Annotated in this window: 21 protein-coding genes and 1 pseudogene; 16 read left to right on the forward strand and 6 right to left on the reverse strand. The window is 38.3% G+C overall.

Features of this window, described 5'->3' with window-relative positions:
* The first annotated feature begins 103 nt into the window (after window positions 1-103).
* From I4641_RS19065 to I4641_RS19100, 9 genes and pseudogenes are all read left to right on the forward strand, one after another.
* Complete coding sequence (locus I4641_RS19065) at window positions 104-391, forward strand: cation transporting ATPase C-terminal domain-containing protein (protein WP_229642170.1); 288 nt, start codon at window positions 104-106, stop codon at window positions 389-391.
* A 205-nt stretch (window positions 392-596) separates the two neighbouring features.
* Window positions 597-1,844, forward strand: a complete 1,248-nt coding sequence (locus I4641_RS19070; RefSeq protein WP_229642171.1) for a cation:proton antiporter — start codon at window positions 597-599, stop codon at window positions 1,842-1,844.
* 213 nt (window positions 1,845-2,057) lie between these two features.
* Window positions 2,058-2,450, forward strand: coding sequence for a response regulator (locus tag I4641_RS19075; RefSeq protein WP_229642172.1), 393 nt, complete (start codon window positions 2,058-2,060; stop codon window positions 2,448-2,450).
* Between the two features lie 184 nt (window positions 2,451-2,634).
* Entirely contained in the window at window positions 2,635-3,321 is a 687-nt protein-coding gene (locus tag I4641_RS19080) for a Crp/Fnr family transcriptional regulator (RefSeq protein WP_229642173.1), read from the forward strand.
* A gap of 197 nt (window positions 3,322-3,518) precedes the next feature.
* Entirely contained in the window at window positions 3,519-4,226 is a 708-nt protein-coding gene (locus tag I4641_RS19085; RefSeq protein WP_229642174.1) for a Crp/Fnr family transcriptional regulator, read from the forward strand.
* A 353-nt stretch (window positions 4,227-4,579) separates the two neighbouring features.
* Window positions 4,580-4,675 (forward strand): annotated as a pseudogene (locus tag I4641_RS24285) (sterol desaturase family protein); the annotation flags it as partial.
* A 158-nt stretch (window positions 4,676-4,833) separates the two neighbouring features.
* Window positions 4,834-5,109 (forward strand): 2TM domain-containing protein, encoded by a 276-nt coding sequence (locus I4641_RS19090; RefSeq protein WP_229642175.1) that lies wholly within the window; start codon window positions 4,834-4,836, stop codon window positions 5,107-5,109.
* 36 nt (window positions 5,110-5,145) lie between these two features.
* Window positions 5,146-5,448, forward strand: coding sequence for a P-II family nitrogen regulator (locus tag I4641_RS19095; RefSeq protein WP_229642176.1), 303 nt, complete (start codon window positions 5,146-5,148; stop codon window positions 5,446-5,448).
* A gap of 187 nt (window positions 5,449-5,635) precedes the next feature.
* On the forward strand, window positions 5,636-6,478 hold the full coding sequence (locus tag I4641_RS19100; protein ID WP_229642177.1) for a prohibitin family protein: 843 nt from the start codon (window positions 5,636-5,638) through the stop codon (window positions 6,476-6,478).
* A gap of 2 nt (window positions 6,479-6,480) precedes the next feature.
* On the opposite strand, the gene I4641_RS19105 is transcribed toward I4641_RS19100, so the two are convergent.
* Complete coding sequence (locus tag I4641_RS19105) at window positions 6,481-6,870, reverse strand: tyrosine-type recombinase/integrase (protein ID WP_369426843.1); 390 nt, start codon at window positions 6,868-6,870, stop codon at window positions 6,481-6,483.
* A gap of 168 nt (window positions 6,871-7,038) precedes the next feature.
* Between I4641_RS19105 and I4641_RS19110 the strand changes: the two genes are divergently transcribed.
* The 3 genes from I4641_RS19110 to I4641_RS19120 all read left to right on the forward strand — a co-directional run bounded on the left by I4641_RS19110 (window position 7,039) and on the right by I4641_RS19120 (window position 9,695).
* A complete protein-coding gene (locus I4641_RS19110) occupies window positions 7,039-7,200 on the forward strand; it encodes a hypothetical protein (protein ID WP_229642178.1) in 162 nt (53 codons plus the stop codon).
* A gap of 93 nt (window positions 7,201-7,293) precedes the next feature.
* A complete protein-coding gene (locus I4641_RS19115; RefSeq protein WP_229642179.1) occupies window positions 7,294-8,766 on the forward strand; it encodes a hypothetical protein in 1,473 nt (490 codons plus the stop codon).
* A gap of 68 nt (window positions 8,767-8,834) precedes the next feature.
* Window positions 8,835-9,695, forward strand: coding sequence for a hypothetical protein (locus tag I4641_RS19120; RefSeq protein ID WP_229642180.1), 861 nt, complete (start codon window positions 8,835-8,837; stop codon window positions 9,693-9,695).
* Between the two features lie 221 nt (window positions 9,696-9,916).
* Here I4641_RS19120 and I4641_RS19125 read toward each other — a convergent pair whose 3' ends face one another.
* Window positions 9,917-10,348, reverse strand: a complete 432-nt coding sequence (locus I4641_RS19125; RefSeq protein WP_229642181.1) for an SH3 domain-containing protein — start codon at window positions 10,346-10,348, stop codon at window positions 9,917-9,919.
* Between the two features lie 45 nt (window positions 10,349-10,393).
* On the opposite strand from I4641_RS19125, the gene I4641_RS19130 reads away from it, so the two are divergent.
* The 4 genes from I4641_RS19130 (at window position 10,394) to I4641_RS19145 (ending at window position 14,684) form a co-directional block, all read left to right on the forward strand.
* Window positions 10,394-10,888: a hypothetical protein gene (locus tag I4641_RS19130; protein WP_229642182.1), complete on the forward strand. Its 495-nt coding sequence runs from the start codon at window positions 10,394-10,396 to the stop codon at window positions 10,886-10,888.
* Window positions 10,889-11,306: 418 nt separating this feature from the next.
* Window positions 11,307-11,975, forward strand: a complete 669-nt coding sequence (locus I4641_RS19135; RefSeq protein WP_229642183.1) for a hypothetical protein — start codon at window positions 11,307-11,309, stop codon at window positions 11,973-11,975.
* 144 nt (window positions 11,976-12,119) lie between these two features.
* Window positions 12,120-12,620, forward strand: coding sequence for a hypothetical protein (locus I4641_RS19140; protein ID WP_229642184.1), 501 nt, complete (start codon window positions 12,120-12,122; stop codon window positions 12,618-12,620).
* Window positions 12,621-13,154: 534 nt separating this feature from the next.
* A complete protein-coding gene (locus I4641_RS19145) occupies window positions 13,155-14,684 on the forward strand; it encodes a TIR domain-containing protein (protein WP_229642185.1) in 1,530 nt (509 codons plus the stop codon).
* Window positions 14,685-14,705: 21 nt separating this feature from the next.
* Here I4641_RS19145 and I4641_RS19150 read toward each other — a convergent pair whose 3' ends face one another.
* The 4 genes from I4641_RS19150 to I4641_RS19165 form a co-directional block, all read right to left on the reverse strand.
* Window positions 14,706-17,936, reverse strand: a complete 3,231-nt coding sequence (locus tag I4641_RS19150; protein WP_229642186.1) for a pPIWI_RE module domain-containing protein — start codon at window positions 17,934-17,936, stop codon at window positions 14,706-14,708.
* A gap of 6 nt (window positions 17,937-17,942) precedes the next feature.
* Window positions 17,943-21,365 (reverse strand): pPIWI_RE_Z domain-containing protein, encoded by a 3,423-nt coding sequence (locus I4641_RS19155; RefSeq protein ID WP_229642187.1) that lies wholly within the window; start codon window positions 21,363-21,365, stop codon window positions 17,943-17,945.
* Entirely contained in the window at window positions 21,355-22,875 is a 1,521-nt protein-coding gene (locus I4641_RS19160; protein WP_229642188.1) for a restriction endonuclease-related protein, read from the reverse strand. Before I4641_RS19160 ends, I4641_RS19155 begins: the two co-directional genes overlap by 11 nt.
* 200 nt (window positions 22,876-23,075) lie before the next feature.
* A complete protein-coding gene (locus I4641_RS19165) occupies window positions 23,076-23,618 on the reverse strand; it encodes a hypothetical protein (protein WP_229642189.1) in 543 nt (180 codons plus the stop codon).
* Window positions 23,619-24,045: the final 427 nt, after the last annotated feature.

Here is a 24,045-nt window from a genome sequence, read left to right on the forward strand (position 1 = left end):
TATCAGCTATGACTTGAAGTATTTTGTGGAATCTTAAATTACTTTTTTTAAATAAAAAGTAAAATCCTTAATCATAGCACAAAATATTTTTGCAAGAGTTCTAATGGTGTTTACAACCCTGGCTTTATCTCGAATTGCACTTGCCCAAACTATGCGTTCCGAACGAGACTCCCTGTTTCAGATTGGACTGTTATCAAACAAACCACTTTTAGGTGCTGTTGCTCTGACGTTTGGCTTACAAATGACTGTCGTCTATGTTCCCTTTTTGCAAACAGTATTCCAAACAACACCCTTATCAGCGAACGACCTAGCACTAGGTTTAGCTTTAAGTACAGTTCCCTTTTGGGCGATGGAGCTTGATAAGTGGTTGATTCGACGCAGGGGGGTGTAACTTTTGATTCTGCCGCAAAAAGTTGAGAAAGACAGAATAATCCTGTGGTTATCTGATTTTTTAGACAGCAATTCTAAAGAGAGATTCAACAAATTTCTTTGGCTCTACAACATCCTTTTTACTAACTCCTTAATAACTTTGCAACACTACCTAATTAGAGCAAACTTGCAGATAAGTAATTATAGGATAAGTAAGGAGAGTCAGAGTGATTGAAGGGGAGACTTTACAACTGTTGCTGGTCTTGTTAGTGGGAGTAACTATTATTCTCGCTCTTCTAATCAAAGCTGGTTTGGAGCGAATTAGCATCCCTCCTTTAGTTGGTTATTTACTTTTAGGAACGGGAATAGGCTTATTAGATAACCAGGTACATTTTCTGACACCACCAGTTAGGGAAGTATACGCCTTTTTAGGCGAGTTGGGCATTATCTCGCTATTGTTTCGGGTGGGTTTAGAAAGTAATCTAGCGGGATTATTACGTCAGCTTTCTCGTGCCAGTTTTCTGCTGCTGGGAGATGTGGTTTTTAGCGGGGGATTAACTTTTCTCAGTACCTACTATTGGCTAGGTTTAGACCTAATTCCCAGTGTCTTTATTACTATTGCTTTAATTGCCACCAGCGTTGGTATTTCAGTCAGTGTGTGGCAGTCAGCAAAAGCTTTAGATTCACCCAATGGCGAACTGCTATTGGACATAGCGGAAATGGACGATATTGTAGCGATCGCTCTGATGTCACTTCTCTTTGCGATGATTCCAGTTTTTCAAGGTGACATTGTAGCTGATTTTTCGCTGATTTTTGTCCACACAATCGTCCCATTTTTGCTCAAGGTGGCGATTTTTGGCATATTTTGTTTGATTTTATTTCGCTATCTAGAACAACCAATAACCCGTTTTTTTGAACGACTTGAACCATCCCCAGATCCCATACTGATGGTAGTAAAAGATCCCATACTTATGGTAGTAGGAATGGTCTTTATCATTGCTGCTTTAGCTGGTTTGATTGGCTTTTCCGCTGCTGTTGGTGCTTTCTTTGCTGGCTTAGTATTTGGTGGCGATCCCGATGCAGTTAAGTTCGATGCTTCTTTTGCTACTCTGTATAAATTCTTTGTCCCATTTTTCTTTATTAATTTAGGCTTACAACTACAGCTTGAATCTTTATCTAGTTCTTGGATTTTGGGCTTAGTTCTCTTAATAGTGGCATTTTTGGGTAAAGTTATTGGCACTGGAGGATTGGCATTAATTACAGGAGGGCGATCGAGTGCTTTGTTGCTGGGAGTGAGCATGGTTCCTCGTGCAGAGATTACGATGGTAGTCATGGAAAGAGGACGGGAATTAGGAGATTGGGCAGTATCATCGCCAATATTTACCACCACAATTTTAGTTTCAGCAATAACTTGTATTGTCTCGCCGTTAATATTACGCCCTTTATTACAGAAAACTTTGCTCAAAAATTCTTAATTGTAGTTCGCCGAACGACTTGGAAACCATACCTCTTCCATTGAATATTTTATTTACTATTTTGTCTTCAATATCTCGATCCTCGCGTTTATTTGCTCTACGTCCGTTCTTGGACAGACATCAGTTAAAAACCAGGATAACTTGAAGTTAATTAAACAAACCGATTAATTCAATCGGCTTATTTAACAATATTTTATCAAAGAGCTTAAGATTTTGATTTCCACAAGCCTTCTAGTTATTGACGATGACGGTGATTTTAATGATTTAGTAAAATTTGTTTTAGAGCATGACACCGATTGGAAAATTTTTACAGCTTTAGATGGAGAAAAGGGGGTCGCTCTAGCACAATTACAACAGCCAGACATAATTTTACTCGATATAATCATGCCAAACCTTAATGGATTGGATGTCTATCATTTACTCAAGTCCAATCCGAATACCTGTTCTATTCCCATTATATTTGTAACGGCTATGGTTAGGATGGAGCCAATAATTAGAGCGCAAATAACTGAAGATATCGAAGTAATTACCAAGCCATTCGACATTATGACATTAGCGAATCAGGTAATTAATGTGTGCGATCGCTATTTAGTTACAAATCAATAGTTATCAAGATGTAAGGGTAATTACTAAATCCGATCGGGTTCTAGAGCTGTTAAATCAAGTAAGCAAAGGATTATAATAGTTGTATCTCGTGCAGTGATTAAGAAGTTTAATTGTAAGATTCTTGGATAGGCATGAAACAATATAATTATGGTTAACTTCAGTAGGAAAACAAGTTTCCTCTATCTTGAACGAACCTCGAAATAATCACATATTAGCTGCCCTGCCTCAAAGAGAATACCAACGTTTCCGGGATTGTCTTGAGCCAGTTCAACTTTCTTTAAATGAAATTCTTATAGAAGCCAATCAAAAAAGTGAATCGTTATATTTTCCAACTCAGGGCGTAGTATCTTTAATGTCAGTGATGGGGGATGGCTCAACCACAGAAATTGGGTTAATTGGCAAGGAAGGAATAGTAGGAATACTGCCGTTTTTAGGAGAAGGTGTCTCTAACAGTCAATCCATAGTCCAAGGGAAAGGAACGGCAATGCGAATCGATCGACAGGCACTGCAAGCAGAATGCGATCGAGGTAAGATGCTACAAAAACTGCTGCTGCGCTATACCTTGAAACTGTTTAATCAGGTGAGCCAATGTGCTGCTTGTAACAATCATCACACTGTCAAACAGCGAACTGCTCGCTGGCTGCTGATGCTGGACGACCGCAGCGATCGTTCCACTCTGTTGATGACTCAACAATTACTTTCTCGGATGTTGGGAGTACGTCGTACTGGAGTTACCGAAGTTGCCAAAGAAATTCAGCTACAGGGAATCATTGACTACCACCGAGGACAAATTCAGGTTTTAGACCGCGAAGCTTTAGAAACAGTTGCTTGCGAGTGCTATCAGGTTCTCAAAGATTGGTCTTTTGTTTAAGATGATTTCAACCTATTAAGATTTATGGGCTGCTTTGTCCGCAAGCGGACAAAGTTTAGGGGAAATTGTTAGTATCTTAAGTAGAGCGCAATCTAGCTCAGAATCTCGTCTTAAAATTCTCCAAATTGCTATGGAAGAAATAAAAGTATGAACTATGACTTTTTGGCTCACTGTAGTTAGTTTTATGGTGCATACAAATGTCCTCACCCAATTTAAGCAAGCCAATTAATCGGTTACTAGCTGCACTACCGAGGGAAGATTATCAACGCCTTTGCCTTTATTTAGAGCCAGTAGAGCTTCCTCAGCATAAGATTCTTTACCATGCTGGAGAAAACTACGATTATGCCTACTTTCCCTCTCACTCGATTGTTTCTACCGTAGCGATCATGGAAGATGGCTCAACCACAGAGATTGGAGTCATTGGTAATGAAGGCATGGTAGGACTACCGATTGTCTTAGACACCAGTTATACTAACTCGACAGCAATTGTTCAGGTGGGTAATGGTGGCTATCGGATTTCTGCTCAAGAACTACAAAACGAGATAAATCGTCAAGGAGCGTTGAAACGACTGCTGATGCGCTACATTCAAGCTCGAATAATTCAGCTTGGTCAAACTGCTGCTTGTAATCGCCATCACAATCTCGAACAGCGATTTGCTCGTTGGTTGCTAACGGTACGGGACAATATACAAAAAGATGAATTTCAGTTAACCCAAGAATTCATTTCTCAGATGTTAGGGGTACGTCGTACTGGAGTAACCGAGGTAGCCCACAAATTTCAAAAAGCAGGCATTATTCACTATAAACGTGGTTTGATACATATTGATGATCGAGAGAAGTTAGAAGCTCGCACCTGCGAATGTTATTGGCTGATTGCTAAAGAGTTTTCTCGGTTGCTCGATTGATTTATTTTCTTTAGAACAAAAATACTGTGATTGGGTTCAGATATTTATTCACTCAAACGTCCGATAAAATACAGGATAATAGCATCAAAAAATGGAGTCAGAAAAGGTTAGAGTTAGATAGGATTTGGGCGTTGTTGGATCGAGGTATGATTCCCTAGCTTTAGGGATTAAACAAACAGATCGGTTAAAAAGCTAATAGCTGATGGCTACGAACAAATTACTACATGCGGGCATAGCTCTTTATCAGTTTCACATTGTCCTCTTGTGGGATACTTCAAATCAGCAACGCCAGAATTTGAAGTAAAAAATTGTTGTTCAAGCCAGCTTGATAACGTTTCTTCTCCAGACTACCTTATCGCAAGTATACAGTGCATTATGGACTTTATTTTACTTTTTGGGACAGGCTTCTCAATACTTATGATTCTAACTATGAAAGTAAGTTGGATTAAGTCGAAGTAGGTTTCGCCGATGATAAGCGGAGTACCTCTGACTCGATTGTTAAATCAGGTTTTAGAGCTTCTTCCTCACAGATTACTCAGATTTTTAGTCTAACTTGATAGTGAAGGGTTACTTGTTGAGAAGTACCCATTATCAGGAGATAAATAAAATGGAAAGCGACGAAAGATACCGCCGTGCCAAGCGTCGAGTTCGCGTACTGAAAGGTTTCTACATCCATCTAGCTACCTACATCGGAGTGATAGGTCTGTTATTCTTAATTGATTTTCTGACTGGTGGAGGTTGGTGGTTCTACTGGCCTCTACTGGGATGGGGAATCGGGATTATTTCCCATGCATTTACTGTGTTCGGAATCAAAGGTTTTCTCGGCTCAGAGTGGGAGGAGAAAAAAACCAGGGATTTGATGAACTCTTACTCTAATAAGTAGAAATTTGTAACCTAATATTTGTATTCGGAGTTTTTTATGTCTACTTCTTTGAACCAGGGTGTTCTCGTCACAATCGTGTGCGAAGCAGTATTACAGGATCGTCTCATAAAACAATTAATAACATTAGGTGTTTCTGGCTATACAATTGTTCCAGTGCTGGGTGTAGGTAGTCATGGTAGACGCATGGGAGATGTGATGGCTGCCTATAATACCAATATTGAAGTCAAAACCATCGTTACACCAGAGGTGTCTGACAAATTGCTGGAAGAACTAAAACAGTTTCCCGAAACTTACGCCTTGATTGCTTTCCGAAAAAATGTAGAAGGTTTGTTTAATTAGACGCTCCTGTATCAAGGCTAAAAGTAAGAAGCCTAGAGCGAAGATCTATAAAACCTAACAATTAGAAAGGTTGACTCTTTCCTAGTGTTAGAGAGATTACAAGAATACAGTGATAGACAACCAATTACTCAACTTATCTTTGCCAATATATATTTCTTCAGTTAATTAACATTGGAGGAAGTAAAACTTGAACAAACGATTTTCTTTAAATTATAAGCTATTAGCACCTACCCTCTTATTAGGCTCAATTCTCTTGATTGGGTTGAATAGTTTTGTCATTCTTAATCCTGGTCAAGCGGGGGTAATCAGCATCTTAGGAAAAGCCCGAAAGGGAGTCTTGCTGGAGGGAATTCATTTTAAACCGCCTTTTGTTTCAGTGGTAGACATCTACGATTTGACTGTGCAAAAATTTGAAGTGCCAGCACAAAGTTCAACCAAAGATCTTCAGGATTTATCAGCTCGTTTTGCAATTAACTTTCGCCTCGATCCGATTCAGGTAGTGGAGATTCGGAGAAAACAAGGAACATTAGCCAATATTGTTGATAAAATTATTGCTCCCCAAACTCAGGAGTCGTTTAAGATTGCTGCTGCTAGGAGAACAGTAGAAGAAGCAATTACTAAAAGAAATGAACTCAAGCAAGATTTTGACGATGCTTTAAGCCAGAGGCTAGAAAAGTACGGAATTGTCATCCTCGATACTAGTGTAGTCGATTTGGACTTTTCTCCAGAGTTCGCCAAGGCAGTAGAAGAAAAACAGATCGCCGAACAGAGAGCCAAAAGAGCTATTTACGTGGCTCAAGAAGCAGAACAAGAGGCACAGGCTGATATCAACCGTGCTAAGGGTAAAGCAGAGGCTCAAAGGTTGCTAGCTGAAACCCTCAAAGCGGAAGGTGGTCAGTTAGTGTTGCAGAAAGAGGCAATTCAAGCTTGGAGAGAAGGTGGCTCTCAAATGCCCAAGGTATTAGTAATGGGAGGTAACGAGTCCACAGGGGTTCCTTTTTTGTTTAATCTTGGCAATATTCAACAGTAAGGCTAATGCGCCTTTGTATAGGTGCGATACAGATCGTATTGAGACAGTCTATCCAACCATTTGGGTGCTGAAGCTTGTTCTTTTATCGGTTGAGGAATGTGGGGTAAACGATTGTCTGGAAAATAACCTTCAATCCCTGCCCAATTGAAGAAGCTGCGGAGGCTGGAGAGCTTACGATTAATGGTTTTGGGCTTTAATTGTAATGTCTCGTCTAAATAGTGTTTGTATGATCGTAAGTCAGTAGGAGTAATTAGTTCGGGAGTAAATTCTCTGTTGCCCTTTGATTTCAACCACAAGGCAAAACCATCTAGATCGCAAAGATAGTTTTTTATCGTGTAAGCACTTCGTTCTGATTCGATGAGAAACTGCGCGAAATTGTCTCGATAATTAATCGAGTCTTTTGTATTTTTGACAACTTCAGATCAACTTCAGATGTAGATGGCATGGGCGCGTAATTATACGCTAAGTTTTTTGGTCGATAATGGTGCTCATTTCGTAACTACTTAGGTAGGAGAAACAATCACGTCGAAAAGAAAACCAAAAAATGATACTTTGGTTTTATGACAGGAGCAGAAAAAGACCAAAAAATCAAAGCCTTAGAACAAGAAAATCAAGCACTGCGGGAAAGAATAGCAGAGCTAGAAAGACGTTTAGGTTTAGACAGTGAAAATAGGCGCTGTTCAAAGCAGGGTTACACTTTGGCGGCAAAATATCCAATTTAATAGAGCAAATGTTCTCAAGTACTGTCCTACGTGCTGTGAAGTGTCTCATACTGTTAAATTAGGAAAAATAAGCCAAATGTGTGAGTAAACTGAGTGAATTCATCTTCTTCCGTCGCTTCGGGTCTTCAACCTCTTCATCGTCAAGATTTAGCTGTCAAAGTCTTGTCCAAAAAGGAAAAGATCAGTCATTTAGCCCATCAAGAAGGAGTTAGTCGTAAATTCCTCTACCAGCAAGGAAATATTGCTCAACTTGCTTTAAATAAGGCTTTTGAAAAAGAAGAACCAGATCATGAAGTCCTCTATTACCTTCCAGTGACACAAAAATGGATATTTCAGTTGATTCTAGCTTTGATTCTAATCTGCCATTGTTCTTATCGAGGTGTAATCGAATTATTACGAGATTTATTCGATTATTCTCTTAGTATTGGCACGATTCATAATCGAATCAAACAAGCAGTTCAAAAAGCCCAAAAAATCAATCAAGCTCAAGATTTATCGCCAATTGAGGTAGCTTTGTTGGATGAACTCTTTCAAAGTAATCGACCTGTTCTAACAGGGGTAGATGCTCACTCTACCTACTGTTTTCTTCTAGAGTCAGTCGAACATCGGGATGAAAACACTTGGGGATGCCATCTGCTCGAAGCCGAGTCACAGGGATTGAATCCCGACTATACTATAGCCGACGCAGGAAAAGGAATCAGAGCGGGACAAAAAGCTGCTTGGGGAGATAAGCCTTGCCATGGAGACGTATGGCATATTTTGGATCAAGGTGAAACTTTATGCCGTAATTTAGCTAAAAAAGCCCAGGGAGCTAAGACCCAAAGAGAAGAGCTCGAACAGAAGATGGAGTCAGCTAAATTAAAGGGCCAAGGAAACAAATTATCAGCTAAGTTAAGCTTAGCCCGCAAAAATGAAGTAATACTCCAAAAATTAGCCAGTGACATCCAAATTTTGCTCTATTGGTTGAGAATTGATATTTTATCTTTGGCTGGTCCCGAGTGGTCAGAACGATTAGAATTGATGAATTTCATTATTGAGGAACTTCAATTCAGAGAAGACCAGGCTCACAAAGGGATTAAAGCTTTAAGAACCGCTTTATCGAATCAAAAATCGGATTTATTAGCTTTTGCTGAAGTTCTTGACCATAAATTAAGGGATATTGCCCAAAAATTTCAGATTTCTCGATCTCAAGTTCGAAAAGTTTGTTTGTTGATGAAGAAGTCCCTATCCACTAATGTCTATTGGCAGAAATGGAATCATCTCTATCAGCAACTTTCTGAAAAATTTCTCCCAGTCAAGGAAGCAGTGTCAGAGGCAATGAAATCGACTCCCAGAGCTAGTTCTTTGGTTGAAAACCTAAATTCTCGCCTCAGGAATTACTTTTTCTTGAGAAAGCACCTGAATTCTGATTATCTCGACCTTCTTCGGTTTTTTTTGAATCATCGCACATTTATGGCCAGTCGAAAGCCTGAACGAGTCGGCAAAAGTCCAACCGAATTGATGACGGGTCAAAAACATCCACATTGGCTGGAACTCTTGGGATTTGAGCTTTTTCAACGTGCCTGAAAATTAGGCTTCAATAATAATACTTTTGCTCTTCAAGCTAACTTAAAACTTGGCTTAATTTGACCTGCTTGTGTGACCTAAAATCGCCCCTTTTTGAACAACGTCAATTTGCCAATAAAGATAGTCTATTTTTTGACTTATTAATAACTGCCAATGCTCCTAGAAATGAAGTTGAAAACAGTATCTTTGTTAGTGTCAACGAAAGGGCAAGTTCTTCTGAGCGAACACCTTTCACTCTTACATCAGATAATGGTGGTGAAGAAACATCTGATGAGATACCTGAAGAATCTACTACCGAGGAATCCACTACTGAGGAATCTCCAGAAGAGCCAATTGATGAAGAAAACTCTGAATCCGAACAACCTCCTACGGATGAAGAAGAAATTGTAGAACCTCCAGTAAATGAAGATGAACCTGACTTAGAAAATCCTGACTCTTTAATAGACGAAGTGCCAGAAAATAATTCTCCGTTCGATAATCCTCAAGAAACAGAAATTCAACTACAAATATTTTCTCCTGACTTGGAATCTCCAATTACAGAACCTTTAATATCTGCGATAAGAGTACAAGATGAGTACACCGAACTTTCTACATTCGGATTGGATACATCTGATTTTATCCCAGTAGACGTAAATATAGATATCGATCTTGGTGCTGGTTCTGCACCAGGACGTATTTCCTTTGAGGTTGATGAGAACGAAGGCTCAGGTTCATTTGCACCTGGCGAGTTTAATGGCTATGTATTTACAGATATCTTTGACGAAATACCAATAATTGAAAATGTTACTCTCAGTGAAACAGCAAATACACTTGGATTAGAAGCATCTGACATTACATTTACTGAGAACACTATTGAAGTTAATGTAGAAAGCCTCTCTTATAGCCCTGGATTAAACGCTTTATTGGATGTTGAGTTTGCTGACTTATAACTTCCCAGAATCGAGGTTCAAAAGTAAATTAAACCTCGATTTTCAGTAAAACTTTTAATGTCATGCAATATAGCTGGCTACACTAAAATCTACAGTAATAATTTTGCTCTTGGCTTTGACGGGAATTACACCTTTGATAATTCCGATTTCATTTTTGATTAGGCAATATAGCCAAGCGACCGCACTTTGCCTAAATTAGAGATCGCCATGATGACTTATTCTCAAGCAGAAAGGCAAGATACATACGACCCGTAAACCCAACCCCAAGAATGAAGAGAATCACCGATGAGAATCCAGTGTCGGTTTTTCTCATCATATGAAACTTTGTAAGGAATAACTTGTCTTCCATTAGATAGTGTAGTTACAATCTCTTCCCCATTCGGAGTAGCTCTGACGTTAAGAGGAGTACCTGTAGGATCGATAACTTCACAGATAATTGGCTTGTCTGGTTGTTGGGCGTTTCTAGCATCAGTATCCGTACCAAACATCGAACGAAGAACCTTCTGTGTAGCCTGCGAGCCAAATTCTCGTACAGACTCCTCTACAAACAAATCCCAAAGCGATTGATTGCTCGATTGTGCATTCGCAGAATGAGTATTAAAGCTTAAAGCAATAAATGGTAAAAAACCAATACAAGCAAAAATTTGTTTCACACCTACAATTTTTCCAGCAATTTATTAATTAGATGTTAATCGATCGTGCAAAAAACTAAACTAAATTATCTTTTTACTCTAGTCCAACAAGAAACCAAATGCTTCAAAATAAAGTACCCACAAGGAGATGGACGAGCGTTTTGGCAACCATTAAAGCAATTATTCGCTGAAACCAAGCTTCATGCCAATAACTGGAAGCAACTCGATCCCAATCTTGTAGCAAAACTGATGCAGCTTGAAGAAAAAGACGAGCTAGGAAATACAATCGAGGTTAATCATTTTCTCAGACAACAAGTAAGAATTCCTACCGAGGAAAAACCAGATTTACGCCGAATTATGCAGCTTGCATTGAATTCAGGTCAATATTTGGCATTGAAAGATGGTTCTTTGCCTATTTTTCCAGATTTCGATTATTCTAATTCAGGTTTGGCTTCATTAGAGACTTACCTTTTTGAACGAGATATAGTGAGGATTAGCAGTCAAATAGGCGATCGCCTAACCAAAGATGTCAAGGCATATTTACAGCAGAGTAAGGAATAAAAATCACATATTCTATATACTATGCTTTACCCATAACTCCTGAAACTCTTGTTTAGAGTAGCTTATAGCCTCCGATATTGAGCTTGATTTTTGCTGTTTCCCCTTTATTTTTAGCGGTCGCTAAAAATATGCTCCTGAGAGCCCCTATCTTTGGGTAGGTAGCTCAATCAAGATGGATAGATTAGCCCTAGGTGTCATCTTCAAAATCCTTACGGAGCAAGGATTTTACGACTTATGGGTAAGGCATAGATTCTATATAAGAATACTGAGCGAACGTTCATTGAGACTCGAATTCAAAGCATTTTAACTAATTGCTTCGGATTATTATTCCATTTATTTGTTTTTATTTACGCTCTATTTATCTCAATTAGGCAGTCATCTTATTATTCATTCAGACGCACGAAATGGATACAAGACATTGCTTACAACCACAACTTCTAATTCTTCCAAACACACCTCATCTTCTCTATTGGCTTTTAAAAAAGCAATTTTAGGTATCTCTCTAGGTTTTTCTTGCCTGAATCCAATGGCTACAATGGCTCAAAGCAATTATGACATTCAGCAATTAGAACAACAAAAAGCAGACTACGAGTTAGCTAAAGAAAATTTAAATACGGAAATGGCTGCCTATATGGTACTAAATCCCAAAGCATCTGCTGCTGTAATTGCCAGTGGTAGTGGCGCAGCAGCGGTTATTACTGAGAACCTGAGCGGAGGACAAAAAGCGTTTTTTGTCGGGATGGGACTACTTGGTCTAAATCACTGTCGTCAATCAGTCAATATTCAAAAATGCGCTGAGGTAGCCACTAACATAGGTTCTTACGCCACTCAAATTAACAACTATGACGAGCAAATTAATTTGTTAGCGGAGCAAATTAGCTCATCTCAAGATTATGCTACCAATACTACTCCTAGCTATTCGCCTGAAAGTTCTTGGATACCTGGAACACCTCATTCCGAATTGGAGAATGTAGTAACTGGAGACACAGAAGGTAATTGGAAACCTGCTTCTGGTTATGAGTGGGCTAATCCCGAAGACGATGATGATTTTCGTGTTATACCGCTTACCTCTAGACTTGAAAGATAGATAATTGAAGCAATCGCCTATCTAGAAAGAGTGAGGTCGATTGTAAAGCCGAACAACAGAGTTTTAGAGTCGCGATCGCTTCAATTATTTCCATCATCAACATTTACACAAAATATCAAAGTATTTTTAAGGAAGTAACCAACAATGAGTAAAATTTCTTTTAGATGGCTTACTGGCTGCATTTTATCTTGCTCGATAGCAGTCTTGACGATACCGTTCGGTAAAGCAGCGCAAGCGCAACTCGATGAAGCAGAACAGGTAGTTGCCAGTTTTCATCAGGCGATTCAAGACAATAATTTTGATTCTCTAGATCGATATTACTGTTCGGCAGAAAAACTTGCTGCTGAAGAATTCAATCGTTATGCAGATCCTAATGGTCGAAAAGGTACTCTTTTTGATGCGTATATAAGTGTTGCTACGAGCTTATATTCATTTGATATGTCTAATCTTTACTATGAAACCAAATATTACGATCCAGAATTAGAAAGAGCAGTTGTAGCAATTACTGGAAATGTTCTTCTCGAATCATCTAATGGACAAACCGCTGCAATACCATACAGACAATTTAGTGCTTTTGGACGTGATTGGCTGCGACTGATTAAGGAAAATGGTGAGTGGAAGCTTTGTCATAATTTGGAAAAGTAGAGAGTCATTCAGCTTATATTTATTTCAATCCTAGTTCCGTTAATAGCCACAAACGAAACTAGGATTGACGAAAAACTAAAGGTTCAGTCGATCGCGTAAGTTACGACTAATTTTTATTGGGAATGAGTATCTTAGTTGAAAATTCACTCCTTACTATTACAAAAAACCCATAACTAAATTTTACGCTTTCTAATTGGCTAATGGTTCAGTAAAACGTCAGTTTATCAAGAAAAGATTAGTATCACTGAGTGAAGAGCCTTTGCTGAAGACTTTGCTAGGAATTTCGCAAAACTCAGTTCATTAAGGAGATAGCTTACAAAAGCTATGAAAGACGAAAATGCGGATAAATTCTTTAGAGCTGGCTCAAATCCCGATAAAAGGGCGGTGATGAAATTCTCGATGGAAAAACCAACTCTCATGGGTAAATTTAATTCGCTGAATACAATGTAGGGGGAGAAAAAGAGTGGGCAACCTAAAAGTGTTGTAGCTATACTGCGTTAATGCCAAATTATCTGAAAGAAAAGGATTTGATACATGAACGTAGTTGAGTTAGAGGACGTATTTAATGAAGCAGCGTTTCCTGAGTATACCTTTGTAGAACCAAAAGAATATCGGTATATCATCTCCTCTGTAAAATCAAAAGGCAAGCATATCACTGTGTCAGGTGCATCTGGGACTGGGAAAACGACATTGGTTAAAAAAGTACTGCGTGAACTAAATATCAGTGATTCAGATATTTTATGGATCAATGGAAGACAATATTCAGAACACGACTCTGGTTTACAATTACTCGCTGAAGAACTTAGTTCCTCTTCCGACTTTAACGAGCTAACTAGCCTAATGAACTTAGTCAAGTTCATTATTATCGATGATTTTCATTTTTTGAAGTCTGGAGCAAGGTTGGAAATCGCTTCAAAACTTAAGCTTTGGCACGAAAAAGACGTAAGGTTCATAATTATCGGTATCGCTGCATCAGCAGAAGAGCTACATGGTGTTGATGCAGAATTGGGGATAAGAAATGATCCCTTCGAGATTAAAACACAAGATGAAACATTTTGTAGAACGCTACTTGAAAAAGGTTGTGATGTACTGGCGGTAAGTTTCTCTGAGAAGTTAAAAAAGGAAATTATCCAATCGTCGAATGGTGTTCCATCAATCGTTCACGTTATTGCGAAAGTTTGTTGTATCAACTCAGATATTAATCAAACTCAATCAAAACATTGTACGATCAATAGTCAATTGGTCGAAATAAGAAACGATGTATTAAGAATATTTCACGGAAAATATAGAGATAAGGTTGTTGGTCTGGCAAAGGGAAAGCAGCAAGCGAAGTCTGTCCATCATACTTATTTTGATATAGTCTCAAATATAGCTAGAATCGACAGTTCAGAAATACCGACAGAAACTTTGTATAGTTCTATAGTGGCTTCAATCTCCGAAGCTAAAGAACGCAAAAAAAAGGCAACCTCATTTTATAACTGTCTAAATAATCTAAGCGATGTAATTGAGCAGAAAGGTCTTGCAGACATAATTTTTTACAAGAAAGGCGGAAAGTACATATCAATCGAAGATCCTTCTTTTCGTTTTTATCTAAATCTACTCGATATTAATGATATTAAAAGTCGAATACATTTACGAAACTCTAGTTTTACGTATGATGTTGCGGTTTCTTTTGCTGGCGACGTTAGAGATACAGTCGAAAAGTTTGTAGAGGAACTAAAAGAACGAGGTATCACTGTATTTTACGATTTCGATCAACAGGCACAACTATGGGGCTCAAATTTACGAGAAAAGCTTGCGGATGTTTATGCCAATGATGCTTTATTTATGGTTGTTTTTCTTTCAAAATCATATCCCGAAAAAGACTGGACTGATTTTGAACTGTCGATTGGCAAGAGGGCTTCTCAAAAAAGAGATACAGATTATTTGTTACCCTTATTAATAGATAATGTGCCCGTAGTAGGTATCAAATCAACCACGGGCTATCTTAATCTGAACAATATGAGTATAGAAAAAGTTGCTGATGTTCTTGCGGAAAAAATCGAAGAATCAGGTATTAAGTAAATAAAGCTAGTAGATTAGAATTTAGCCTGCCTTTTCTTCCTCCTCTTCCAGATTGAAATCACTGATATAGTCTCGTACTACGCGCTCGAAGAACAGTGGCGCAGCTAATTTTGTCCATTCATTAAAATGACCATATCCATAGCGAAGAGATTCAACAAAACCAGCAATATAATCTGGTTCATCTTCTTGTTGGCGTGATGCCACGATAATTTCTAAAGGATTTGGTGTTGCCCATTGATCTGTATGTGGTTCTTGGTTTTGAATGTTTTTGATTTTTAATCCAGCCGAATTTGTAACTTTTTGATATTTATTTTTACTCTTTGTACTTGAAACTAAAGTATCAAGATATTTGTCCTGTTCGACTTTTCGATAGCAACTAGCACCTCTTTGTTTTTGATGTAGTGTTTTCTTGCCAATAGAAAGATAGACAATACAGCCAGTTTTATTCTGAAAATTAAGTTTATATAATCCTGTGGGACTTGATGGGGCTGAAATTTCTTCCCGCCTATTTTTATCTGCTTTTAATTCTTCTATAGTTCGAGTATCTTCTAGGTATGTTTCAGCTAGATATTTAACTTTATCCTCAATGATACCTGGTGCTAAATCTTGTCTAATACGAACAATACGCGCTCCCTCCCAGTTATCCTGCATATTAAGTTTTTGATTAATATCAATATCTTTAGTATTGAGTTTGCGATCGCTCAACCAATTCCAAAGTTGTACGCAATTTGAAGAGTCAATCATCACAACAGGATTATTACTGTCATCAACAGAATTAGAAATAATTGAATCCACAAACTCTTGAAAGCGACTGATACGAATGTTTTGTTTACTTCCAAGAGATATGGGGGAAATATTGGCTATGTCAAATAGTGCTTCGGTAAATGGTTGCCAGGACGTAATAATGAATGTGTGTGTTTTGAAATCTTCGTAGCAACAACACATTTCGCTAAGTCCAGTTTGAACATTTGTTCTAATTGCTATGGGGAGAAAAGTATTTTCCAGTCTTCCACTTTTTCTGCCAGCATTTTTTCGATTAATGGTAATTGCGATAATTTCCTTTGGTCTATTCTTTGGTTCAATATGACCAAACCATTTATTGACTTTCTCCTGTATGTTGTCGATACGTCCAGAGTGCGCCCAAAGTAGCTCTTTAGTAGAAGCTTGAGCGCGAATAATAAATTCTGCTATTTTAATATCTCCTGATGTCATCCAAATTTGTGGAGGACGAATAAATTGTACGCAGCTACGACCTATTGAAGCTAAGGCTCTACGAGTTGAGGGTTTATTTACTTTATCGTCATGCAATTGCTTATTTTTATCTTTAGGATCGGGATAGAATTCATCTGCCATTACCAAACAAAATTTCGGACGTTTGATTTTAGCAACTTGTTCGGCTACTGAAGTCCAAGCCTCTACTCTTTTCTGCGCTCTTGCTTTGCTTTTTAACTTACTTCCAGGCAGCACTGCTTTTGCACCATGAGTATCTAAGGGAAGTTTCTGTGATTGGATTTCTAGTTTATCTCCCCATAGCATTGTGATTACTGCTTCTAATAGTCCAACAGTTTCATAATGCTTAACGTCATAGAAAATTATTAGTAAAGGTGTTTCATCAGGATATAGTTGCTGAATTGCTATTTTGTTAGCTGATAATAATTTTTTTAATTCTTTTGTTTGATTTCTGTTTTTGCTATTAAATCTTAAATTTTTAATCCCTTTATCGCTCAATTCAAAGTCAAAAAATTCCTTGAGTAAATTATTAATTTCTTGATGGCTCATTTCATCGGGAGACTTTTTTTCAGCGTCAGAAATATCCTGGTTTTCTAGGGACTCTAAAATAGTATTGACTGAAGTAGGAGCATTGATAGTCCTAGAGCCATCAATCTTGTTTGAGTGAGCCATTCCTTTGCCAAATTTAACTTTTGAATAGTCTTTAAAAGGCTCAATACCTACTGTTGATAAAATTTGAGTTATGGCTTCAAAAGCTTCTAGTTTATCTTTTTCAGGAACACCTACTTTGATATCGTGTCTTTTTTCTTGGATACCATTACGATAAGTCAAAAGAACTTGACAATCTGCTGTTGAAGCTAGATTTTGAACAATTTGTTTTCCGTTGGAGATACTTAAGGGCAAGTTTAGCTCGCGCTGTAAAGCTGTAAAAGAACTATCTGGTTGCCATGACCATTGTTTAATTTTTTTATCTAGGAGACGATTTAGTTGAAAATTAAAAATGCGATCGCTATAGTTTTCTGAAAAAACAAAACCATTAATAGCATTAGAATCAAAACTATTTTCTTTAAGACTACTCAACCAACGTTTTTTGCCGACATCTATTTTTATTAATGGTTGAGGTAAGGAAGGAAAGGTAATAATTTCTAGATCTACAAATAAGCTAAATAAACCTTTATTCTCAAGTTTGATTGGATTAGTTACTAATTGAACGCTATTTCCAGATTGGCTAGTAATAATTCGCTTAATGCCCCCTAATTCTGTAAAAATTTCGTGTTTGGCAATTAATCTGGCTAGATAATCAGCTAAAGCTGGAAAAGAGTATTTATATGCTCTTGCTGTTCCACTTTTTTCGTGTTGTGACCAAGGGAATATTTGAGATTGAAATGGCTTAATTGATAAAAGAAGATTATCTGACTGTAGTTCTCTCAATTGTTCTATAACATCTTCATCTATTCCTTCTTTCTCGCTATAAGGAACGAGATAATTCTCCAGCCAATCATTGAGAATTGGTTTTAATCTTTTTACGATTTCTTCTCGATCTCCACCATCTAGATATGCAAAAGGCTCTATTCTATAGTCCCTGCCGTTTATTGCCGACTTACTCAAACCCATATTAGATTCAATTCGAGTGACGTTAGACAGCTTAATTTCCAAGAAACATCTCAAGGAAGCATAGGGAAGATTTTTTATTTGCTTTATTTCCTTCAAAATTTTAGAAAAGTTAGCTAATGCTTCATTTGTCCAAGAAATCGTCCACCCCTTAACCGTGACAGGAGGTAAGTCATTGGGGATAGTAAAAACTAAAGGAATCGTAGCAGTTGTTTTTGCATTTCCCAATTGAATATATTTTTTAGGTAGTAATACTTCCAATTTGGCTGATATCAACCAGGCAAATCGATGAAAATTATTTTGAGCCAATAGAGAAAGAGTAAATATTCCTACTTTTTTGCTGAAATCTTCTCTAGCAAATGGATCTAGTTCGTACATTTTGATTTGTTCTAATTCTTGAGATTGAGTCATAGTTAATTACATATCTAGTAAAGGATCGAAGTCTTCGTAGTCATCGCCTTCATAAACCGAATCTTCTGACTGGAATAATTTTGGGGGATAAATTACCTTGTCTACCTTCTTCAAAGGTTCGAGAAAAGTGCCGTAAAGTTCTTGATATATCTGGCGAATTACAGGATCGGGGTGTTTTACGCACTCTTCTAAAATGACGCGCATTTGAACGAGCATACTGTCGCGGGGAGAATCTGGTTTTCCTCTAGCCGATTGCGGAGCCCAGGCTGCATCAATGAAGTAAACTGACACTGGACAACCATTCCTCATACCTCGTCCAATTGTTTGTAAGATTGCTACCATTTGATTGGCAGTGAAGGGTTTAAATAGCTCTGCACCCAATCGGCTAGCCATTAATGGCTCTTGTAACAGTCGTTTGGTATCACGATAAATGCTTTTTCTCGCAGCCTCCCAGGCAAAATCGATATCTGCTAACTGGTCTTCAGAAGAAAATGTATGACAATCGAATGCTTGAGTCGCACGTCCTGCCAAACTGTATAATAGCTGCGTATCATCAGTGGTAGGGTGAGGGCGAGTTAGGAAATAAATCGAACCAATAGCAGCATCTCTTTCTCGCGCACCTTTAGTAAAGACAATATTGACTCCACGACCAATAGCCAACATGGGAAAAATAATTAGATCGCAAGCCTCGTCATCTCCAAGAGCCTCGCATTGAGAAGTAGTAACATAATCAGAAGGTTTTTCTCCTTCTTCAAGATGACGAACCACAGCTTTGGTACGTTTACCCAGATCTGGATAATTGCGGTCGAGATACCTCTTAATATCTCTGACTTGTTGATAACCATTAACTACAAAAGCAGCTTTGCGATGAATACTATTTCTGACATCAAAGTTTCTAATCGCTTTTCTGACTTCTGACTTCTCACCATTTTTGACTAATTCATCAACCATTTTGCGTAAATTAGTGTCTCTTAGTTCGCCAGCACCGCTATAGCGTAATGGTTCATTTCTTCGTTCTTTATCCAGAAAATATTGAAAATAGTATCGGCTAGATTCTGAATTATGCTGGTTTAGTTTAGGTTTGAGTAAATAGTTGGGATAAACATCAATGTGATAAGCAGGACTGGCTGACAAATAAGAAGTAGCAGAAGTCATCAAAACTGCTGGTGCATCTTTTCTCCCGTCGGCTGCTAGTAAACGGTCAAAACGGTGCATTAACATTCGAGGCGCACCAACAAAAATAATATAAGACAGAGAAATATTACTAGAGTTGTTACGATTGGTATGAGCATTTTGTTCTTTATATTTAACTCCAGAAAGCCTTCCAATCAGATTTTCAGGAGTTAAACAGCGTAACTGGTGTGAAAGAGGAGGATTTAAAATTAGGTCTTTGATTAACCCCTCTGCAACCATCGTCCTAGTTTCAGGTACGGTGCGTTGATAGCCCAAAATAACGAAGGTAATAGCTACCAATAAAGGAATAACTTCACGGGTGAGATGGGGTGGTTCTCGATTGGGGAAACAAATGTTGAGAAATAAGATGGTTATGTCATCAACAATTTCATCTCTTTTCTTAATTAAATTTTCTGCCAAATAACGCCTTAGTAGTTTGATTAGCTCATGCCAGTTAGCTTCTAGCTTTTCCTTTTCTACACCTAAAGTGCGAGAGCATAAGTCTTCCTCATAGCTTTTTTTCACTGTCTCCGTGCCAGTGCGGTCGTAAAATGCCGTATAAGCAGCAGTTGACCAAAAATCAGTTAAAGCATGACTTTTTCTAAATCCTTTAGTTATTTCTGCATCTGCTGAAGTATCTCTTAAAGAATAAAATTTATTCTGGTCAAAACCTTCTAATATTTCCGTAATAATCCGCGATACTGTTAGTAACTGACCTTTAAAACGTTTTTTAAGCCGAGGGTGGATATTTTGTAATAAGCTGACTAAGGAAGTATTGTAATTACCAAACTCAGCCATATTGCGACTGTAAAGTTCTATGTTACGGTCTGCTAATCGATAATTTTCTGTTCTTGCTAAGGGATTATTAACCTGTTCTAAAATAGTTCGATGAATAGAACTATCTGCACCAGAAAGATTCAATTCCGCTACTCCGTAGGAATCTAAACTAGACTGAACCATATCTACTTCATCAAAAATAACTAGATCGAAAGTCCTAGCCATCAATTCAAAATAGCGAATCTCCTCATCAATCCCCTGATAAGGTACTGTGGTATCCATCGACCTGATATGCCCTACCCAAATATCAGCATCAATTAAGTCTCGCGGAGCTTTATTACGTCCGCACATCGTCCATACAGGACAAAGATGTGTTTTCATTTTTCCCTGAGAAGAACTTTGCAGAATACTACTACAGGGCGCGTTACCGTATTCCCATTGAGAAGTTTCTACAGTAGAAAAAGCAGGGAGAAGGCAGTTATGAGCAAAAGAATCCGCCCCTTCCAGAGTATAAGCAAAGCCTCCTTGTCCTCCAGAAGCAGCAATGGTTTCGGCAATACGGTCAGCATGAGTTCTTTGGGTAATTGAACTTTGACCGACCAGCATTCCGACTTTAACGCCATAAAACTTCAAATCCGCCATATATCGTCTGGCGACTTCAATGGAAGGAAAAACCAGCATTACTTTATAGCCTTTCTTTCCCAGCCAAACGGCACTAACCATTAGAAGTGTAGTTTTCCCAGCCCCAGGCAGACCAATTAAATGTTTTATACCCGACAACTCAATTCTTATTTTGGTTTTCAAACCCCGATCTGGTTCGGGTACTAATAAATGGAAGTGTTCTAAACGTTTAGTCCAATTACCAGGTCTTCGTTCGGGATGTTCTCGATCGTTTCTATCCATCTCTTCTGCTATCTGATGTAATTCAGAGAGGGGAATAGAAATATTACCCTGTGGCTGTCGATTAATGTCGTGGGTTCTACGACTTGCTAGCGGTGCGGTAATCGGAGAGATTGGTAAACGAGTTGATGTAACCCTCTCTCCTAGTGCGATCGCCATTTGTTGCTGGGGATTGGCTGTTGTTTTGCCATGAAATTTGTAAGCCATTGGTGCAGACAAAATTTCTTTTGCCTGGGTAATTTTGGGATCTTCTAAAAAGTCAGTTCTCTTGAACTCTAATGTTTGACTATCAATTTCATATACTCCTTGAGTACCTTGTTGATAGTGAAAATCGTTATAAAGTGCGACGGCATATTTAACAGAATTTCTAGTGACATAATTTAAGGACATTTGACGAATATTAAATATTGCCTGTCGTGCGCCAAACAAAACAGGTGCATTAAAAACACTCTCCATTCCCGACACGATTACAGGGACATATTCTAACGACTGGACTCCAAGAAATTCTTCCATCAGGACGCATAGCCAGCAAATGCGCTCGTTTCCCGTCCAAAAATCGGGCTTTGGTTTAGCTCGCATACTTTCCCTCTTGTATGTTCTTAATTACTGAAGATACAGACATTATTTGTAAACTGGCGGTATCGCTTTTTTTATCCAGTAGTGAACGTAAAGTAGATAAATAACCTGGACAATCATCAATCAGTTCATCTGTAATTGCTACAATTCTTTGGCGATAAAAAATCAGTCCGCCAATACTACGATTGAGCTTTGAGGCTAGTAATACAGGACTCCGATAAGACTTGGCATCTATACCGACTGCTAGATCGTTAATCGATACATCACATCGATCTGATTCTGGATATAACTCTGTATCCAAACCTACCGACTGCGCTCGGTCGAAGATTGTCAATTCATCGATTGCAGGAGCAGTCCAGTAAGCTAATATTTGCGGTTTAGCTACTAACAATCGTTCCTGTTTTGGATCTAACCTTTCACCTACTTTCGGTGCATACTTGCTATTGCACTGATGGATTGGACAACAACCATCTGGATAACTAGCCCGTTTGGGGTGAGGTCGCATTAGAGTCCCACAATGAGCGCAACGATTGGCAAAATCGTTAATTAACCAAATTTCTGGAACTGGATCGTAAAACTCTAATACTGTCTCTTGTAGAGGAGTTAGATTTTTTTCTTCTAAATAATTTACTAATTCTTTTTCCTGAATCAGAGATCGCCTTCCTAGTAATTGGCGTAACGCTGTATAAGCTTGGTGCTGTTTTCTTTTCCCCAGACGTTCGGTAGCAGTTCTGATTATGGTGTGTAAACGATTTTCAATTACGTGATCCTCTCCATAGCCACCAGAGATTTCGGCAATTTCAGCACAATCTGGAGTTGGTACTCGCAAATCGGCATCAATTAATTGAACATTCGCAAAGGGGAACTCCGAATCGCGAAGAATATCTAAATTCCAACTCTCCTCACAGTTAAGACTGTATCGAGAACGCGATAGTAAATCATGAACGCAAGCAGCGAGATCGCATTTTCCCTCTTCGAGATAAAGACGACCTAGTTTGCACATTGCTGAATGTAGTTCTGACGGTAATTTATCGTCCTGTCTGACTATTTTCGTACCAGTAAGAACGCAATCGTATTGCCGTAAAATTCCTTGAGCCAGGAGAATAATGGCATCTTCTGCTAAAGCTAAGTTGTTTTGTTTTCTGGGTTCAAAAAGCGTAAATGATTCTTGGCTATGGATTGATTCTGTTTCATCTACTCGATCTACTCCAACTACTCCAACTAAAATTTGCTGTTCGAGTTCTTTATTATTCCAAGAGGATAAGACTTGCGATATTGATACTAAAGTCCAGCCTTTTTTCAATAAAAGTAAAGTAGCCAATCCCTCTAATATCTGACGAAAGCCAAATTTTTGACCTTTAGGTTGAGATAAAAGGTTTTTGGAACGCCAAGCCCTAATAGTTCTGACAGTAGGCGATTCAACAGATAAATTTAGTCTATTTATCTGACACTGCAATTCATGCAAAAGGTTTTCTGCTGTACCTTTCCAATCTCGAAGATCGTCGAAATTCATTTTTTTACATCAATCAATGTAAACAGTATAGCCTGTAAAAAATATTTAGCAATAAAAGGTACATAGCCGACATACCTGTAAAATAGGGGTCGGGTTGAGTCGATGGGAGATATAACTCTCCACACCTGTCATTTAAATCTGGACGTGCGATTTTATAACAAATACAGAAAACCCTTATAGGCGTTGGGTTTATTTCAGGATTAATACCAGTATCTATCTGCTCCCTTCTCTTTGAAGGTGAACTCCACAAAACAGAAATCATCGTCGGCGGTAATAAACATTTCCCGACAAATATCATCGATGATACGCTCAAGCTCATCTTCTGTTTCATAGGAAATAGTTAACTCGTAAAATCCTTTATCTTCCTTGAAAGGTTTACGGTAATCGTAGTGAGACAAGCACCAATACTCAATATTGTTTCTCACCTTTTTTTTGCGTCGAACAAATTTACTGTTGTTCTCCACTCTCAAGGAAAGCTCCACTACAATCGTCTTTTTATTGGATGGAGGAGTTGGATTTATTTTAGGTACAGTCGATTTGGCAATTGTGGGGGAGAAATTTTGAGCTTTAGCTGGAGGCTGATAATCGAGTTCGGCAATGCGTCTCTGGGCATAATCAAATAGTTCTTTTTCCAAGCAAGCAGGTAAGCGCATGGTTTTCAATTCTGTTCCTGGTAGCCATTTAGATTTGCGCCCCGCTCCTTTTCTTTTACCACCACGACCAGCTTTTTTCTCGATCGTCATTTGTTTGATTTTGTGATTTTTTCAAAACCTGAATAGAAGAATTGTACCAAGAATAAAATCTTTAACGGGGTTTTCTGTACGATTGCTATTCGTTTTGACAATCGAGTCTAGATTTACGAGATTTTTTCTTGAGTATTTCCTTCACGTCAGCGAATAGCATCTTAATCTTTTTCTGATATTCTGGATTTTGACGTTCTTCATCTAGAGCCTTCCAGTCAGAATTGCGGTCTAAGAGTTCTTGATAGTACTTTTTCTGAGCTTTTGATAAGTTTTTTTTATCTCCTTCTGAGCAATTTTCTGCGGATTCCTGCCCATAAGTTTTAGTTATGTTTTCTGGATTGGATTTATTATTATTATTTTTTAGATTTTCTGAGAACTGGTTGCGGGTTTTCTCTACTGAGTGAATTTATCTGGAAGGCTTAATCTA

Source organism: Waterburya agarophytonicola KI4, assembly GCF_020640915.1.
GTDB classification, from domain to species: Bacteria; Cyanobacteriota; Cyanobacteriia; order Cyanobacteriales; family Xenococcaceae; genus Waterburya; species Waterburya agarophytonicola.